This is a genomic window from Streptomyces sp. B8-7 (assembly GCF_058833805.1).
This window is the reverse complement of record NZ_JBYRRL010000003.1, coordinates 128,018-144,828: the sequence shown is the minus strand read 5'-3', so window position 1 is coordinate 144,828 and position 16,811 is coordinate 128,018. Positions and strand designations below refer to the sequence as shown.

The 16,811-nt window shown below is 66.7% G+C and carries 9 protein-coding genes and 3 pseudogenes; 9 read left to right on the top strand and 3 right to left on the bottom strand.

Annotation, left to right across the window (positions count from 1 at the left end; all coding sequences use genetic code 11):
* Positions 1-99: 99 nt before the first annotated feature.
* A pseudogene (locus tag AC5K6T_RS15965) lies at positions 100-1,316 on the top strand (IS256 family transposase).
* Between the two features lie 312 nt (positions 1,317-1,628).
* Positions 1,629-1,991, top strand: a complete 363-nt coding sequence (locus AC5K6T_RS15960; protein WP_493210892.1) for a hypothetical protein — start codon at positions 1,629-1,631, stop codon at positions 1,989-1,991.
* Between the two features lie 364 nt (positions 1,992-2,355).
* Here the strand turns inward: AC5K6T_RS15960 and AC5K6T_RS15955 are convergent, their stop codons facing one another.
* Together AC5K6T_RS15955 and AC5K6T_RS15950 are read right to left on the bottom strand one after the other, a co-directional pair.
* Positions 2,356-4,332, bottom strand: coding sequence for a DUF5107 domain-containing protein (locus AC5K6T_RS15955; protein WP_493209593.1), 1,977 nt, complete (start codon positions 4,330-4,332; stop codon positions 2,356-2,358).
* A 42-nt stretch (positions 4,333-4,374) separates the two neighbouring features.
* Entirely contained in the window at positions 4,375-5,619 is a 1,245-nt protein-coding gene (locus AC5K6T_RS15950) for an ROK family transcriptional regulator (protein WP_493209591.1), read from the bottom strand.
* A 289-nt stretch (positions 5,620-5,908) separates the two neighbouring features.
* On the opposite strand from AC5K6T_RS15950, the gene AC5K6T_RS15945 reads away from it, so the two are divergent.
* The 6 genes and pseudogenes from AC5K6T_RS15945 to AC5K6T_RS15920 all read left to right on the top strand — a co-directional run bounded on the left by AC5K6T_RS15945 (position 5,909) and on the right by AC5K6T_RS15920 (position 14,933).
* Complete coding sequence (locus tag AC5K6T_RS15945) at positions 5,909-7,201, top strand: ABC transporter substrate-binding protein (protein WP_493209589.1); 1,293 nt, start codon at positions 5,909-5,911, stop codon at positions 7,199-7,201.
* Positions 7,202-7,263: 62 nt separating this feature from the next.
* The gene (locus AC5K6T_RS15940) at positions 7,264-8,148 is read left to right on the top strand and encodes a carbohydrate ABC transporter permease (RefSeq protein WP_493209587.1); all 885 of its coding nucleotides are present in this window, start codon (positions 7,264-7,266) and stop codon (positions 8,146-8,148) included.
* 28 nt (positions 8,149-8,176) lie between these two features.
* The gene (locus AC5K6T_RS15935) at positions 8,177-9,094 is read left to right on the top strand and encodes a carbohydrate ABC transporter permease (RefSeq protein WP_493209585.1); all 918 of its coding nucleotides are present in this window, start codon (positions 8,177-8,179) and stop codon (positions 9,092-9,094) included.
* A 159-nt stretch (positions 9,095-9,253) separates the two neighbouring features.
* Positions 9,254-11,479, top strand: coding sequence for a discoidin domain-containing protein (locus AC5K6T_RS15930; RefSeq protein ID WP_493209583.1), 2,226 nt, complete (start codon positions 9,254-9,256; stop codon positions 11,477-11,479).
* Positions 11,480-11,965: 486 nt separating this feature from the next.
* A pseudogene (locus tag AC5K6T_RS15925) lies at positions 11,966-12,937 on the top strand (IS256 family transposase); the annotation flags it as partial.
* Entirely contained in the window at positions 12,861-14,933 is a 2,073-nt protein-coding gene (locus tag AC5K6T_RS15920; RefSeq protein ID WP_493209581.1) for an ISAzo13 family transposase, read from the top strand. The pseudogene AC5K6T_RS15925 and the gene AC5K6T_RS15920, both read left to right, overlap by 77 nt.
* 170 nt (positions 14,934-15,103) lie before the next feature.
* Here the strand turns inward: AC5K6T_RS15920 and AC5K6T_RS15915 are convergent.
* Positions 15,104-16,341, bottom strand: a protein-coding gene (locus AC5K6T_RS15915; protein WP_493209579.1) for an IS3 family transposase whose coding sequence is annotated in 2 segments (ribosomal slippage) — positions 15,104-16,009 and positions 16,012-16,341 — 1,236 coding nt in all. Because the reading frame shifts where the segments join, the coding sequence is not laid out codon by codon here.
* 70 nt (positions 16,342-16,411) lie between these two features.
* Here AC5K6T_RS15915 and AC5K6T_RS15910 point away from each other — a divergent pair.
* A pseudogene (locus AC5K6T_RS15910) lies at positions 16,412-16,792 on the top strand (transposase); the annotation flags it as partial.
* Positions 16,793-16,811: the final 19 nt, after the last annotated feature.

Genomic DNA, 16,811 nt, shown 5'->3' with positions numbered 1-16,811 from the left:
CGGAGGGCGTACCTTCCCGAATGATCCTTTGATGGTCACCGAGTAGGCCCGCGTTCGCAGCGCGGGTCGGGAAGGCAAGCCCCGCGCCGAGCGTAGTCAATGCCGATGGTCGACCAGCTCGGCTCCCTGATCGACGAGATCGTCCGTGAGGGCGCCCGGCGGATGCTCGCCGCGCGGGAAGCCGTAGCTCAACCAGTACATAGCCGAGCTTGGTCGCCGAGACGCACCAGGCGGGGCGTCGCCTGGTGGTGCGCAACGGCCGCCACCGGCCCGCACTGTCACCACCGTGGCCGGTCCCGTCGAGGTCACCGGCCCGCGCGTGAACGACAAGCGGGTGGATGCGGCCACCGGCGAGCGGACGGTTCCTCGAAGATCCTGCCGCCGTGGTGCCGCAAGTCGCCCAAGGTCAGCGAGGTGCTGCCGCTGCTCGACCTGCATGGACTGTTCCTTGGGGAATTCGCCGCGCTGGAGCAGTTCCTCGGCAGTCGGCCTGGGCTGTCGCCGGCGACCGTGACCCGGCTACGAAGCAGTGGAGCGACGACCACGCCGCCTTCCAGCAGCGCGACCTCGCTCAGTCCCACGACGTGTACGTGTGGGTGATGGGTGTACCTCAAGGTCGCCGGCAGGCGCACTCCTGCTGTTCCTGGTGCTGATGGGCGTGCGCCTGATCACCGAGGAACTGATCGCGCTGGCCGAGGGGCTGCGCGAGTCCACCGAGTCGTGGGCCGAACTGCTGGTGCTACTGCCGCCGCTGGGCATGCGTGATCCCGAACTGGTCGTCGGCGACGGCGCGATGGGTCTGGTGGAAGCGCTGGCCGAGGTGTTCCCGGCCGCCCGCCACCAGAGGTGCTGGGTCGACAAGGCCCGGATGTTCACCAGCACCTGCCGAAGTCGCACAGCCGGGCGCGACGAAGGCGATGCAGGAGATCTACAACGCCGAGGACCGAACGCACGCCGAGAAGGTGATCGAGGCGTTCGCGCGCACCTACGGCGCCAAGTTCCCCAAGGCCGTCGTGAAGATCACCGACGACCGGGAGGAACTGCTGGCGTTCTACGACTTCCCGGCCGAGCACTGGATCCACCTGCGGACCACCAACCCGATCCAGTTGACCTTCTCCACCGTCAAGCTCCGCACCAAGGTCACCCGCGGGCAGGGCAGCCCGGCCGCGGCCCTCGCGATGGTGTTCGAGCTGGTCGAGTCCGCCCAGGCCCGCTGGCGCGCGGTCACCGCAGCCGACCTCGTCGCCCTGGTCTGCGCGGGCGCCACGTTCGAAAACGGCGTCCTGGTCGAGCGCGCAGAGATCGCCGCTGCCTGATCACGCGTCACCCGAACCACAACTCTTGACAATTGCTCCTTGCCGGAGCCTGCCGAGCCCTTGCGCAGCCTCGTTGCCACGATCACCGGCGCGCAGGTGCCTGTCTTGACGGTGACGATCTGGAAGTGCAGGCCGCGCTGTTTGGTGTAGCCGGAAGAGGCACCCTGCCTGGTCGGCCCGTAGACCTGCTTGACCTTGGAGTCGATGTCCACGAACACCACCTCGTCCGTCGTGGGGACCAAGCCGGTGTGTGCCGCGAGATTGCAGGTGAACGCCCGTGTCGCGGACTCCAGTTGGCGTACGTGACCCCAGGTGAACGCGCGCAGGAACGACCCGAGCGTGGACGGCGCGCGAACCCCGCCGAACAGGCGCGGCAGGCCGCCGTGGCGCAGCACGTCCAGGTCGTCGATGCTGTCCGCCCCCGCGATCATGCCGCCGACGATCGACAGGGCCTTTGCGTCGGCTGCCGTACCGGCACCGTTCTTCGCGCCGGTCAGCTTCACCTTCTCGGCCACCAACCGGGGCAGACCGCACCGCTCGGCCAGCCGGATCGTCGGGATGAGCCCGGCGTGCGCGATCAGGTCGGGGTCGTCGAAGGCGGCGAACAGCGTCGCCGGGCTGTGGGAGACTTTCACTTACGAGGTGCCTTGCTTCGTGGGACTGATGAGGGCGTAGGAACTCCCATCATCCCAGGTCATCAGGCACCTCTTCCTTTTTCTCCGTCCACAGACCGCTTATCGCGCGGTGGATCCAGGCTCAGGTTGAACTCGTAGACATCGCGGGGTCGTGACGCTTCATGATCTCTGCGGTACGCACAGCGTTGTGGATGCACCCACGTTTGGCCCTGTCTCGCTCTCGGTGGTAGCGGTAAGTAGCTGCCGTGGCTGGCAGTAACACCCCCAGGCCAACATGGGTGACGCGAACCGTCGACACCGTGCACGGTCCGCTCGACGACGCGTCTGCGACTGCTCTCCTCTGAGCTCGGACCAGGCACATCAACGATGACGCACTGTCACCGCCGAATGCGAGACAGAGCCGTTCACTGGACAGACCCGCTCTCGGGCTTCATCACGAAGTCATAGTGCTCGGGCACGGGCAGAGCCTCGCCGTCGGCTTGGCCGGACGTCGCCAGGGCGCGCTGACAGTGATTCCACAGGTCGCTGAGAGAGGTGTCGTCTTCACGTAGGTTCGGCACCTCGATGCCGTCCTCGAGCAGGGCGCGGCACCGGTCGAGGAGACCGTCCTCCAACGCGGCTCGGGCCTCCAGCAGCCGCAGACGGCCGTCACTCTCGTTCTCCGCGCACCACGCGTCGATGTATCCCAGCGCGGCACGGGCTTGGCCCGCTTTCAGCAGTACTTCGACGAGTTCGTGCAGCAGGGGCAGTGTCCGTGGGGACAGGGTGTAGGCGTGCCGATAGCAGGTGGCCGCGAGTTGCCACTCTGCGTCGTGCGCGGCGAGCATCCCTATGTTGCGCCAGGCCCACGGGGTGGGCCGCATCAGAACGGATTGTGTCCAGGCCACTGAGGCTTCGTCCAGGTTGCCGTTGGCGGCGTTGAGCACTCCCAGGTGCAGGTCGGCCAGGTAGCCGCCAGATTCCTTCAGCAAGGGCACCCAGGCGGGGTCCGTCTGGTACGACTCGGGTGCCGTGTCCGAGGCAGGTAGCCGTCCCTGGTACAGCAGCGCGAGCCACGACTCCTGTTCGGCGCCCAGGGAACTGTCGAGGAACGGAGTGGCCGGCAGCTCGAGGGGGGAGCCGCCGGTGTGGGACCGCAGATGCCGTTCCAAGGCACCCCAGCCGGTTCCGATGTGCAGCACGACTGTCGGAGCCGCATCAGCCCAGTCACGGGCATGTTTCGCCTCGGCCGCCATGCGGTCGGCGCTCACCAGCTGGTCGACGGCGGACTCGGCTGCAGTCCTGGCGGCGTCCCAGTCGTCGCCGTGAACGGCCACCGGATCCGCGGTGACCCGTCCGTAGGCCTCCAGCCAGGACCAAGTGGTGCCTGCCGGCAGAGGCAGGTGCTCCAACTGGGTCCGGGCCAGACCGGCCTGGATCTCGAGATAGGACGCCCCGGACGGGGAAAGCCACTCCTGCCAGCGTCTGCCGCCGCGGTGCTGTCCCCACACGAAGAGCTTGCGCCCTCGCAGCTGCCGCGTCGATGCCTGCGCCAGACCGGCACCGTCGCCGTTGAGTGCGGCGATCCAGGGCCGCCGGTTCAGGTTGAGATCGAAGAAGTAGTCGGCCGCAGCATCTGCGCGGCTGGGGTACGTGCGGTCGACACCGTCATGCTGGGGGATCGGCACCCCGCGGATCGACCGGTCGTAGGTGAACTGCCAGGCTGCGTCCGCGGGAGCCAGAACCCTCGTGTCGAGGCGCTGAGGTACGGCGATGTTGGACCACCAGTAGACCGGTATGTCCTCACTGTTCGGATTGACGATCTTCACGTGGATGAACAGGACCTCAGAGTCCTGCGGAAGCCAGGCGTCGATCTGGAACACAGCCCGCCGGATCCGCTCGAACTCGTACATGCGCAGTACCACCGTGCCGTCTGGACGGCGGGCCTCCACGGCATGCACGGGAGAACTGGTCGTGGTGCTGTGGCCGATCGTTCCGAAGTTCCACTCCACGCCCCCGGCCACCCACGCATCCCGCAGTGCCAGGTTCGCAGGCTGGAAGGCGGTGTTGGCGTACACCAGATCCTGGCCGGTCGGCTTGTGTACGAGAGACCACAGGCGTCCGCCGACGTTCAGCAAGAACGTGGCGCGCAAATATTTGTTCTCCAGAACCGCTGCCCGGTGGGGTTGCGGGGTCAGTTCACGGGAGTAGCCGTCCTGCATCAGGTAGGGCAGCACGTGGCGCACCCGGCCGTAGGCGATGTTGCGGCGCATCTCCGGGTCCGCGCCCCCGGGATCGGCCACATTGTGGGTGTCCAGGGAAGAGAACAGCGGAGGAAGCGGATTGACCGGGCCGAGGGAGGCGGTGGGCATCGTGACATCGGTGATGCGCAGTTCACTCATACGGCGTCCTTGAACGTGGAGGCGGGCTGGTGTGCGGATCCGTCAGGCACCACTGGGTGACGTCACCAGGGTGGGGTCATCGAACAGTGCTTCCAGGGCGATCTCGGCCGCACCTCGCGCCGCGGCGGCGAAACCGAGGCTGGAGCCCACAACACGGGTCGATGCCATGGTCGGCGTCATCACCCGGGCATCCAGGGCAGTCTGGGCAGCAGGGACGAAGTAGTCGCTGAGGAACGCGAAGTAGCCGCCCAGGACGATCACGTGAGGGCCGACGATGTCCGTCAGGACACTCAGTCCGTGGCACAGATGGTCACTGACGTAGCGAACCCCGTCCAGGGTTCGGGCGTCACCGGCGACGGCGCGCCTGCGCACCTCTGCCAGGCGCTCCTCCAAGCTCACCGTGTGATCGCGGACAGGGTCGTCAGCGTCGGCGACCCGGCTGAGGAGAGCGTTGACCCCCACCACGGTCTCCCAGCAGCCCAGGCGCCCACATGCGCAGACCCTGTCGACGGGTCCGAGCGGGGCGTGGCCGACTTCACCGTTGAGGCGGGTGAGTTTGCCGTCGATGAGAACGCCGGCGGCGACACCGCTCTCGCCGGTCAGCAGCAGAAGATTCGCCGTCCCTGCTGCGCTGGCGGTGAGTTCTGCCAGCGAGGCGGCGTGGGCATCGTTTTCGATGCGCAGGTCGACGCTCTGCCTGCCGATGCGCTGACGCAGCATGGCGAGGGCGGGGACGCTGTGCCAGGCGACGTTGGCGGCGAAGACCACATCGCCTCTGTCTGGATCCACGGTGCCTGGAGTGACCAGACACAGCCGGAGCGGCTGGATACCGCGGGAGCTGATTTCGGCTAGTGCTTGCTGGGCGAGGTCTCCGGTGATGTCGAAGACTTCCTCTATTCCGAGACGCGCGGCGTCGAGGGGCTGCTGGGCCTCGAAGACCACCGATCCCAGTGGATCCAGGGCCAGCCCTCGCACGCAGGTGGTGCCGATCTCGATACCCAGCCCGCACACGCCGCGGCCGTCCAGGGCGAGGGCCAGGCCGGGGCGTCCCAGTCCTTGGTTGCGGGTCAGTTCGCCCTTCTTAACCAGGTTGCGCTCGAGTAGTTCGGCGACGAGCGTAGAGATGGTCGCTTTGGGCAGACCCGTTTCCGTGGCGAGCTGGCTGCGGGAGCGGGGGCCGTGATCCCTGAGGAGTTTGAGGATCGCGCCCAGGTTGGACCGCCTGACGACAGCCACCCGGCTTGCATCGATGCTGACAGTCGGTTTGGCGGGCCTGGTGGGCGGCATAGTTTCCTTCCCGTGCTTCCTTAGCGGCCGCGGATTGCGGCCCCGAGATCATGGAGTGGTGCGGGGCCACAAGAAGCGCTGACGCCATCTTTCGCAGCCCTTGACTTATCAGCGTCGTGCTTCGACACTGAGGCACGTGCTACTTAGTTCGAACTTTAGACGAACTAAACCGAACCGGCAAGGACCTCAGACTCCACATAGGCCCTTCATCCCCGCGCCTCGCGGGCGCCTCGCCTCTTCGTCGACGCACTCTTGACCCTCAGGCCGCACCACCTCGAAGGATGCCCCCATGCCATACGCGAAGCCGCTCAGAGCGAGCGCTGCCCTGGCTCTGATCACCGCTCTGGCAGCTACCGGCTGTTCGACGACTTCCGACGGGCCCGACGGTGACGCGGGCTCCAAGCACCTCACCTACTGGTCGATGTGGACCCAGACCGAACCTCAGGCGCAGGCGTTGAAGAAGTCCATCGCTGCCTTCACCAAGAAGACCGGCATCAAGGTCGACGTGCAGTGGCAGGGCCGCGAAGTCCTCGACAAGCTCGGTCCCGCGATGCTGTCCGGGAAGGCCCCCGACCTGGTCGACCAGAGCTACGACAGGCTGCTGCCGGTCCTCGCGGCGAACGGCAAGGCCGAGGACCTCTCGCCGGTGATGTCCATGGGTGCCGGCGGCGGCAAGAAAATCAGCGACGTCATCCCGCAGAAGTACCTCGACGTGCTTCCCCGGGGCAAGGACGGTACCCCGTGGATGGTGCCGTACGAGGCGATCACGATCTCCCTCTTCTACAACGGCAAGGACCCGCTGGTCACCGCCCCGCCGAAGACGTGGGACGAGTTCCTCGCCATCTGCAAGGCCGCCAAGGCCAAGGGCAAGGCCTGCATCGGCACCGACGCCGACCAGGGATGGGCCACCCAGTACTGGTTCGACTACCTGCTCAACCGGAACGGCGGCTCCCTGGAGGCACTCTCGTCGGACAAGACAGGTGCCGCCTTCAAGGATCCCGTCGTCCTCAAGGCCGCCCAGCAGGCCGAAGACCTGGTCAGAAACGGCTACCTGATCAAGGGGTACGACGCCACGAAGTACCCCGAGCAGCAGGGGCGCTGGGTCAACGGCAAGTCGGTCTTCTTCCTCATGGGAAGCTGGCTGCCCAGCGAGGTGCAAAAGCTCAAGCCCGCAGGCTACGAGTTCAAGTCCATCACCTTCCCCACCACAGGGGATGCGACCAGGAACGCCACCGACATCCTGCCCATCGGCTTCTCGATCCCCAAGGGCTCCGAGAACGCCAAGGCGGCCGAGAAGTTCATCGCGTTCTTCCTCAACAAGGACCAGCTCAGTGGCATCTCCACCATCGCCAAGAACGTCACCCCTCGCACGGACGTCGCCCCGCCGGCGGAACTGCAGGACGTCGCCGCACAGCTGAACGACACCAGCCTGCGACTGCCGGGTGAGAACGCGGACACCGACTGGCAGAACAAGGTCCTTTCCACCACGTTCAGCAAGCTCTGGCTCGGCAAGATCAGTGCAAAGGACTTCGCCACCCAGGGCGCCAAGGCCAGCGCGGACTACTGGAAGGCCAAGGGCTGATCCCCATGTCCTCTGCAGTTCGATCCGTCGGGCGGCGTAACCGCCGTCCGACGGGCAGCCCGATGGAACGCACCCAACGGCGCACCTTCTGGCCGTTCCTCACCCCCGCTCTGCTGATGTTCACCCTGTTCTTCATCGCCCCCATCATCTTCAGCGCGTGGCTCAGCTTCCAACGCTGGGACGGCATCAGCACCATCGAGCCACGCGGCTTCAAGAACTACACCAACCTCTTCCACGACCCGATCTTCCTGACCTCTCTGAAGAACACCGCCCTGATCCTCCTGGTCGGAGGCGGGCTGGTCTTCGTGATCAGCTTCGCCATCACCGCAGTCCTGCGCGAGATGACCGACCGCAAGTTCGTCAAGAATGTGCTGTTCTTCCCTGTTCTGGTCAACCCGCTCGTCTTCGGAGTCATGACCGGACTACTCTTCCGCCCCGACGGCATCGTCAATGCCCTGCTCGACGTCGTCGGCATCAGCCACCCGCCGAAATGGCTGGGGGAGCAGAACCTGATGAAGATGATCATCGCGGTCACGGTGTGGGCCGGTACCGGCTTCTACACCACCGTGCTGATGTCGGGCGTCGACCAGATTCCCCCCACCTACTACGAGGCCGCCGAACTGGACGGCGCCGGACCCTGGCGGAGCTTCTGGAACGTCACCATCCCCCTGTCCTGGGACGTCATCACCGTTTGCGCGATCCTGTGGACCATCTCCACCATCAAGGTGTTCGAGCTGGTCCTCGTCTTCGGCGGCAGCGTCAGCGGGGCACCTCCCAACGACACCTACACCACCGCCCTTTACGTGTACGAGAGCGCCTTCTCCGCCAAGACCACCCGCGACTTCGGTGTAGCCTCCGCAGCCGCCCTGGTCAGCCTCGTTCTCGTCACCGTCGCCGCCGTCGTCCTGCACCGGATGATGCGCCGCGACGCCGTCGAGCTCGCCTGAAACAACGCCGGCCGCAAAAGGACCCACCATGACCGCGACAACCCGGGCCTCCGTAACCGGACAGCAACAGACGGCCTCCCGCCTGGCGCATCACCTCCTGAGGCGGCTACGCCCCGCCAGTCTCGGCGTCGCAGCCATCCGCGCCCTGTGTGCGGGCAACATCCTGCTGCTGCTGTGGATGGTGATCACCTCTCTGCGCGGCACCAGAGAAATCTTTGTCAACCCCGTCGGCCTGCCCACCCACCCCCGGTGGGGGAACTACTCCGAGGCCTGGAAGACCGGCGGATTCGGTGCCGCCGTGCTCAACTCGGTTCTCGCCGCCGTCGGCTCCGCGATCATCTCCGTCGCCATCGCAGCACCGGCCGCTCATGCCCTCTCCCGCACCAAGCGCAAGGTCGGCGGCCCCCTGACCCTGCTGTTCGCCCTCGGTCTCGGCGTCCCCGCCCAGCTCATCATCATCCCGGTGTACGTGACGCTCGCCAAAGCGCAGGCCGCCACTCACCTGCAGCTCCTGGACAGCATGCAAGGCCTGCTCTTCGTCTACGTCGGCCTCGCCATGCCGTTCACCGTCTTCCTGCTGACCGGCTACTTCCGCACCCTTCCCCTTGAGGTGGAGGAAGCCGCGTGCATGGACGGAGCCGGCCCGCTGCGCACCTTCTTCCAGGTCGTCCTGCCCATGGCCCGCAACGGGATCATCACCGCTCTCATCCTCCAGGTCCTCGGAGCCTGGAACGAGACCCTCTTCGCCCTAGTCCTGCTGACCGACACCGCCAACCGCACCCTCCCCGTCGCCCTGCTGTCCTTCATCAACCAGCAGCAGTTCTCGGGCACCGACTGGGGCGGCATGTTCGCCGGAGTCGTGATCATCATGGTTCCGGTGCTCGTTCTGTTCGTCGTGCTGGGCCAGCGGCTGATCGCAGGCATGACGGCTGGCGTCAGCAAGTGATCCGGGCGGCTCCGGCCGCTGCCCCAAGACATCGAGGGTCGGCCCTCGAGAGGCTGGGACACCTTCCCAGCCACATCCCCTGCGAGAAGCGCATCCCCGACCGCACCTGCGGTGTGCATTCCCCTTCTCGCACGGAGTCACCGAAAAGAAAGGATCGCTGTGAGACCGATCAAGGCACTTCGCACGCGAGCTGCTCTCGCGATGCTGCTGCCGCTCGCACTCTTCGTGACGGAAGCGAGCGTCGCTCCCGCCGCAACTGCGGCAGGGTCATACACCATCACGACGAGCGCCGGCGGCTCCTGGTCGAACCCCGACGACTCGCCCGCGAGCCCGTTCATCGACAAGGACGGCAAGTTCTACTTCCAACAGGCGCACGCGCTCTACGGCCCCAACGACAGCCGCAAGTGGAGCTTTTACACCGGCAGCAACTTCGACTCATACAGCACCGCGGGCATCACCAACGCCGCCGACAACGCCAACACCACCACCCGCTGCAACAACAGCCCTACCGGACTGAAGTCCACCTACGCGCCCAACCGTACGAGCTACTCGCAGCGCAACTACTGCGACCTCATGGGCGTATGGGTTGACCCGGACTCCGGCGCTTGGTATGGCCTGGTCCACAACGAGTTCACGCCGCAGCCCTTTGGCGACGGCATGCACTACGACTCGATCGACTACGCCACCTCCAGCGACCAGGGAAACACGTGGACCATCCAGGCCCAGGTCATCACCTCGCCGTTCAGCACCCAGCGCGGCGACACCGCATCCTTCCCGAACCAGACCTACTACTTCGGTGACGGCGACCCACGTCTCTTCGTGGACTACGCGTCGGGCTACTTCTACGTCTACTACATGACGCAGGTCCTCAACAAGTCCGGTGGCGGCCGCGCCGACTTCGGCCACGTCGCCCGCGCCCCGATCTCCGGTAAGATGGCGCCTTCTTCCTGGCAGAAGTGGTACGCCGGTTCGTGGTCGGAGCCGGGTCTCGGTGGCCGGGAAGCCTCCCTCATTCCCTCCGACGGCACCAGCGCGGGCTACATCAACGACGTCTACAACCCCGCCAACACCGGCACCGTCTCCCAGCAACGTGCCGCCGGCCGACTGCCCACCGCTACGCCGCTGCCGTACATGAACATCGCCTACAACGCGTACCTCGACCTGTACATCGGCACGCCCGGTAACGAAGTCAACGCAGCCGGCCCCCTGCACGTGTACGGAACCAAGGACCTCACCACCCAGAAGTGGACCGAGATCGGTACCGTCAGCGCGCCCACCGGAGCCTCCTGGTACCGGTTCTTCGTTGACTCCGTCAGCAAGACCAGTTCCATGCTCCTGGGTCGCGACTTCCGGATCTACTGCAGCTTCAACTGCACCTCCTCGTCCTATGCGATGTACTCCAACGTCACCATCAACGCCGCCGCCAGCGACCTGCCCGCGGCGCCCATCAACAGCACCACCACCTACCAGATCAAGGCCGACAACGGAAGCTACCTGCTCCAGTCCGGCACCGGGGTAGTCGTCACCACGGCCTCCTCCACATCCGCCTCGCAGCACTGGAGGTTCACCCCTACCGGCAACGGCTTCTTCACCATCACCAACGCCGCCTCCGGCCAGGCCCTCGGCGTCAACGACACCACGGACGCGGGCCGCGCCTGGAACGCCGCACTGACCCTCGGCACCGCCGGCTCCAGCCCGTCGGTCGGCAAGCAGTGGCACATCCAGCGCGTCATGAACAGCGGCACCAACACCCCCTCCGGTTCCTACCGACTGGTCAACCGCTACAGCGGCCTGTCGATCAGCCTTACCTCCAACGCGGTCACCTCGCCGCAGCGCAACTGGAACAACTCCGGTGCGACCGGTGACACCCGTCCGACCGCCGCCCAGACGGTGACCTTCATCAGCGCCAGCACCAGCGCCAGCTCACCGATCTCCAAGGCGAACTGGAGCGTGGTGTACTCCGACAGCGAGGAGACCACAGGTGAGAACGGCGCCGACGACAACGCCATCGACGGCAACCCGGCCACGCTGTGGCACACCAAGTGGTCCGGCGGAAGCGACGCGCTGCCCCACGAGATCCAGATCGACCTCGGGGCGCGGTACGACGTCGACAGCCTGTCCTACCTGCCCCGCCAGGACGGCGGCGTGAACGGCCGTATCGGAGCGTACGAGGTGTACGTGTCGGATACGACCGCCGACTGGGGCAGCCCGGTCGCCACGGGCACCTTCGGCGACACAGCGACGGAGAAGACGGTCGGCTTCACTGCGAAGACCGGCCGATACCTGCGGCTGAAGGCCCTGACAGAGGCAGGCAACCGGGGCTCGTGGACCAGCGCGGCCGAGATATCAGCGACGGGAACGGCGACACCGCCCTCCACCGGCTGACCCGACGGGACTCGTGGAGCTCACTCCCAACAAGTCCCTGACCTGCGCCTCCGGCCGAGCACCCCACGGCCGGAGGCGCACTCAATCGACGGCAACCGCATCCTGCCACCTCAAATCTCTCCTTGCGTACAGAGCGACTGACAGAAGTCGGAGCCTCGGTATCGGTCGGCTCGGTCGCAGACTCGTACGATAGCGCGATGGCCGAGGCCCTGAACGGGACGTTCAAGGCCGAACTGATCGAGCAGCAGGGCCCGTGACGGGACTTCGACGAGGTCGAGCGGGCCGTTCTCCAGTGGGTTGCGCGGTACAACGGTGAACGACTCTACTCCGCCCTGGGCTACGTCCCACCTGACGAGGACGAGCAGGCGTACTGGGCGAGCCTGGAGGAAGCCCCGCAGATCGCTTGATCACGATCGCGAACTCCACGAATCTCGGGGCGGGACTGTAAAACGTTCGGTGTAACTCCTGATCAAGGAAGATGCATCGATGACCAGTGAGAACGTGACCGAGGCCGAGTCCGTCGAGGCGGCTGAGCCGCAGTCGGCGAAGGCGGTGGACGACCAGCTCATCGACGAGCTGGTGGGCCGCGCCCAGGCCGAGGGCCTGCAGCTGACGGGTGAGGGCGGGCTGCTGCAGCAGCTGACGAAGCGGCTTCTGGAATCCGCCCTCGAAGGCGAGATCACCGACCATCTCGGCTATGACAAGCACGATCCGGCCGGGAAGAACGGCGGCAACAGCCGCAACGGGACCCGGGCCAAGACCGTGCTCACGGACGTCGGCCCGGTGGAGACAGCCGTGCCCCGCGACCGTGAAGGCTCGTTCGAGCCGAAGATCGTCAAGAAGCGGCAGAAGCGTCTGTCCGGCGTCGACGAGATGGTCATCTCACTGTCCGCGAAGGGCCTGACGACCGGTGAGGTCCAGGCCCACCTGGCCGAGGTCTATGGCGCCGAAGTCTCCCGCCAGACGATCTCCACCATCACCGACAAGGTCATGGACGGCATGGCCGAATGGCAGAACCGTCCCCTCGACGCCGTCTATCCGGTGATCTTCATCGACGCGATCCACGTGAAGATCCGCGACGGCGCGGTGGCGAACCGGCCCATCTACGTGGCCCTGGCCGTGACCGTCGAGGGCCGCCGCGACATCCTCGGCCTGTGGGCCGGCGACGGAGGCGAGGGCGCCAAGCACTGGATGCACATCCTCACCGAGATCAAGAACCGCGGCGTCAACGACGTCCTCATGCTCGTCTGCGACGGTCTCAAGGGCCTGCCCGACGCCGTCGAGACCGTCTGGCCCCGCACCACGGTCCAGACCTGTGTGGTCCACCGAAGCCGTCAAGAAACAACGCGTTGCTTCATGTGTCCGGGATCGTTGGTGTGGTATGCGAATATCCGACGAGATTCGCGGGCAATTGGCCCGCCGGTTCGAGGTCCTGCTTCCGCATCTGAACGAACGTCAGCGACGGCTGGCGCTGGCGACAGAGGCCCGACTGCTCGGTCATGGAGGGGTACGGCTGGTCGCGCAGACGGCCCAGGTCAGCGAGACGACCGTCCGCAGGGGCGTGTTCGAACTCGAAGCCGGAGAGGAGCCACTACCCGAGGGGCAGGTCCGGCAGCCCGGAGGGGGACGGATGCCGGCCGAGGTCGTGGACCCGCTACTGCGTCCCGCGCTGATGGCGTTGGTCGAGCCGGACGAGCGCGGTGATCCGATGTCGCCGTTGCGCTGGACGACGAAGTCGCTGCGGAACCTGGCCGCCGAGTTGTCCCGGCAGGGGCATCGGGTCAGCGCGCCCACGGTCGGCCGGCTGCTGAAGCAGCAGGGCTTCAGCCTGCAGGGCACCGCGAAGACGCTGGAGGGCGATCAGCATCCGGACCGGGATGCGCAGTTCCGCTATATCAACGAGCAGGTCAAAGAGCACCAGGCCGCTGGCGAGCCGGTGATCAGCGTGGACGCGAAGAAGAAGGAACAGATCGGGCAGCTGCCGATGGCCGGGCAGGAGTGGCGGCCTGCCGGAAAGCCCGTCGAGGTCGAGGACCACAGCTTCTTCGCCGGCCCGCACGTGGAGTCCGTGATCCCGTACGGGATCTACGACATGACCGCGAACACCGGCTGGGTGAACGTCGGCACCGACCACAACACGGCCGCGTTCGCGGCCGCCTCGATCCGCCGCTGGTGGCAGGCGCGCGGACAGTACGACTATCCCGAGGCGTCCCGGCTGCTGATCACCGCTGACGCCGGCGGCTCCAACAGCTACCGCTACCGGTTGTGGAAGGCCCAGCTGGCCGCGTTCGCCGCCGAGGCCGGCCTGACCATCACGGTCTGCCACTTCCCGCCAGGCACATCGAAGTGGAACAAGATCGAGCACCGGTTGTTCTCGCACATCACCATGAACTGGCGCGGCAGGCCGCTGACCAGCCACGAGGTCGTCCTCAATACGATCACCGCGACCACGACCCGGACCGGGCTGCGGGTCGAGGCCGCCCTGGACCAGGGCTCCTACCCCACCGGCATCGCGGTCAGCAAGGACCAGTTCCAGGCCCTGCCGATCACCGCACACAGCGACCACGGCCAGTGGAACTACAGCATCGCCCCGACCGGCAGCACCGCCCCCGCACCGCGCGGCGACGAACGCGCCGCGGCCCGCACGCAGACTTTGCGCATGCTCGCCGACCCCCGCCTGACCGGCATGCCCGCCGATCAACTCGACGCCCTGCGTGACCGGCTGGCCCCGGACCAGCAAGCGCGGGCCGAGCAGCACCGCTACGTACTGCGCGGCGGCCGACGCGTCGCCACCACCGGACGCAGCCGATCACTGCTGTCGGACGCGGACGAAGTCCTGCTCACGGTTCTCTACCTGCGGCAGGTCTGTCCGCAGAAGGTGCTGTGCGACCTGCTCGGAATCAACCCGGTCACCATCGGCCAGGCCATCAAGGCAACCCGGAGACTGCTGGACGAACACAAGATCACCATCACGCCGGCCGTCGTCCGCTACTTCACCCGCGCCGAGGACCTCCGCACCTGGGTGACCGGCACCGGCCCCACCGAGCACGCCCCCGCCACCCCCGCCCGTCAGGCACTGACGGACCCGACCCTGACCGGCATGAGTCACCAGGCCCTGCACACCCTGCTCGAAGAGCTGATCGTCCCCTACGCCGCAGCGATCGAACAGCGCCGCCACCGCCAGCGCGGTGGCACACGACAGCTGGGCACCCGGGCCGGTGTCTTCCGCCAGAAGATCACCGACGGCGACCGGATCCTCGCCACGATCCTCTACCGGCGCCGCATCTGCAGCCTCAACGTCCTCGCCGAACTGTTCACCGTCAGGGGCAGCACACTCTGGAACGCGATCCGCGACGTCGAGCCGATCCTCGACGCCCACCAGGTCACAGTCCCCACCGCCGGACGACGCTTCACCACCGCCGAGGAACTCCTCGGATCAGCCGCCCCGGAATGACCCCAACCGCCTCATGCAGCCAGCGAGAACCACCGTGTTGTTTCTTGACGGCTTCACCTGCTGCGGAACTCCTTCCGCTATGCCGCCCGCCAGGACTGGGACAAGATCGCCAAGCTCCTCAAGCCCGTCTACGGGCCTTGTCCCCGAGGAGTGGACACCTGTTCGTGTTGTTATGCGGCGAGTGTCAGGGTAGCTGACTGCTGTTCGTAGGCGATCGGTGCCTGCTGGCCGTTCGCGGAGTGCCGTCGGCGGGTGTTGTATCGGGTGGCCCAGCGGAAGACCGTCAGGCGGCAGGCGTGCGTCCCGTCGAAGCGGCGGGCGCCGCGGAGCGTCTCGCGTTTGAGGGCGGCGTTGAAGCTCTCGGCGAGTGCGTTGTCCGCGCTCGTGCCAACCGCGCCCATGGACTGCCGTACCCCCAACTCGGCGCAGGCATCGGCGAATTGGCGGGAGGTGTACTGGGCTCCGTGATCGCTATGGAAGACGGATCCGGCCAGGCTGCCGCGGACCCGGGCGGCTGCCCGGAGTGCGTCGGCGACCAGTGAGGTGCGCATGTGGTCGGCGATCGCCCAGCCCACCAGGCGGCGCGAGAAGCAGTCGATCACTGTCGCCAGATACAGGAACTCGCCGTCGCCCACCGGCAGGTAGGTGATGTCCCCGACGTACTTCAGGTTCGGGGCGCTCGCGGTGAAGTCGCGCCGGAACAGGTCCGGCACCGGGGTGGCGGACGGTTCGGGCACGGTGGTGACCTGGCGTCTGCGCAGTCGCAGGCCGGCGATGCCGTACTTGCGCATGACCCGTCCGACGCGCTTGTGGTTCACCAGCTCGCCTTCGTCGCGCAGTTCGGCGGTGATACGGGGGCGGCCGTAGGTGCCGTCCCACTCGGTGTGCACGGCCCTGATCCGCTCGGCGAGAGCAGCATCGGCCCGCTCGCGGGCGGCACGGGCTGCGCGTCCGGCCCGCCATTTGTAGAAGCTGGAGCGGGCGACCTCCAGCACCTGACACAACCGCTTCACGCCCCAGGCGTGGTGGTGGTCCTCGACGAACTGGAAGCGGCTGGTCACCAGGTCATCTCTTGTGCGAAAAACTTCGTGGCCTTGCGCAGGATGTCACGCTCGGTGGCCAGTTTCTGGTTCTCCTTGCGCACCGTCGCCAGCTCACGGCGCAGGGCCTCGTTCTCGGCCTGAAGCTCTTCGGCCGTCGGCGGGGAATCCACCGTGTTCTTCTCCGTGCTCGTGCTCGTCGTACTGCCCCCGCCGTGGCGGGCCCGTTCGGTCCGTACCCAGTTACGCAGCGTCTCCCGGCTGATCCCCAGGTCCTTGCCGATGCCCTCGAAGGTGTGGCCCGGGTCCGACAGGTACAGCGCGACGGCGTCCGCCTTGAACTCGGGCGAGTAGACCTTCATCACCATAAAAGATGCCTCCTACCCGGCCCCTGCCGGGGCCGGGCTCAGAGGTGTCCACCACTCGGGGACAGGTCCCTACACCGCGGCGACCGAAGAGGCCGCGCTCGAGCGGTTCGCAGAGTTCGCCGATGCCTGGGGCAAGAAGTACCCGGCGATCGTGCGGCTCTGGGAGAACGCCTGGGAGGAGTTCACGCCGTTCCTCCGCTTCGACACCGAGATCCGCCGCATCGTCTGCACCACCAATGCGATCGAGTCCGTGAACGCCAGGATCCGGCGGGCGGTCAAGGCCCGCGGCCACTTCCCGAACGAGACCGCGGCCTTGAAGTGCGTCTACATGGCCATCATGTCGCTGGACCCCACCGGCAAGGGCCAGGCCCGCTGGACCATGCGCTGGAAGACCGCCCTGAACGCCTTCGACATCACCTTCGACGGCCGACTCTCCGCAGCCCGTCAGTAACCCCAACCACCCTGGCTAC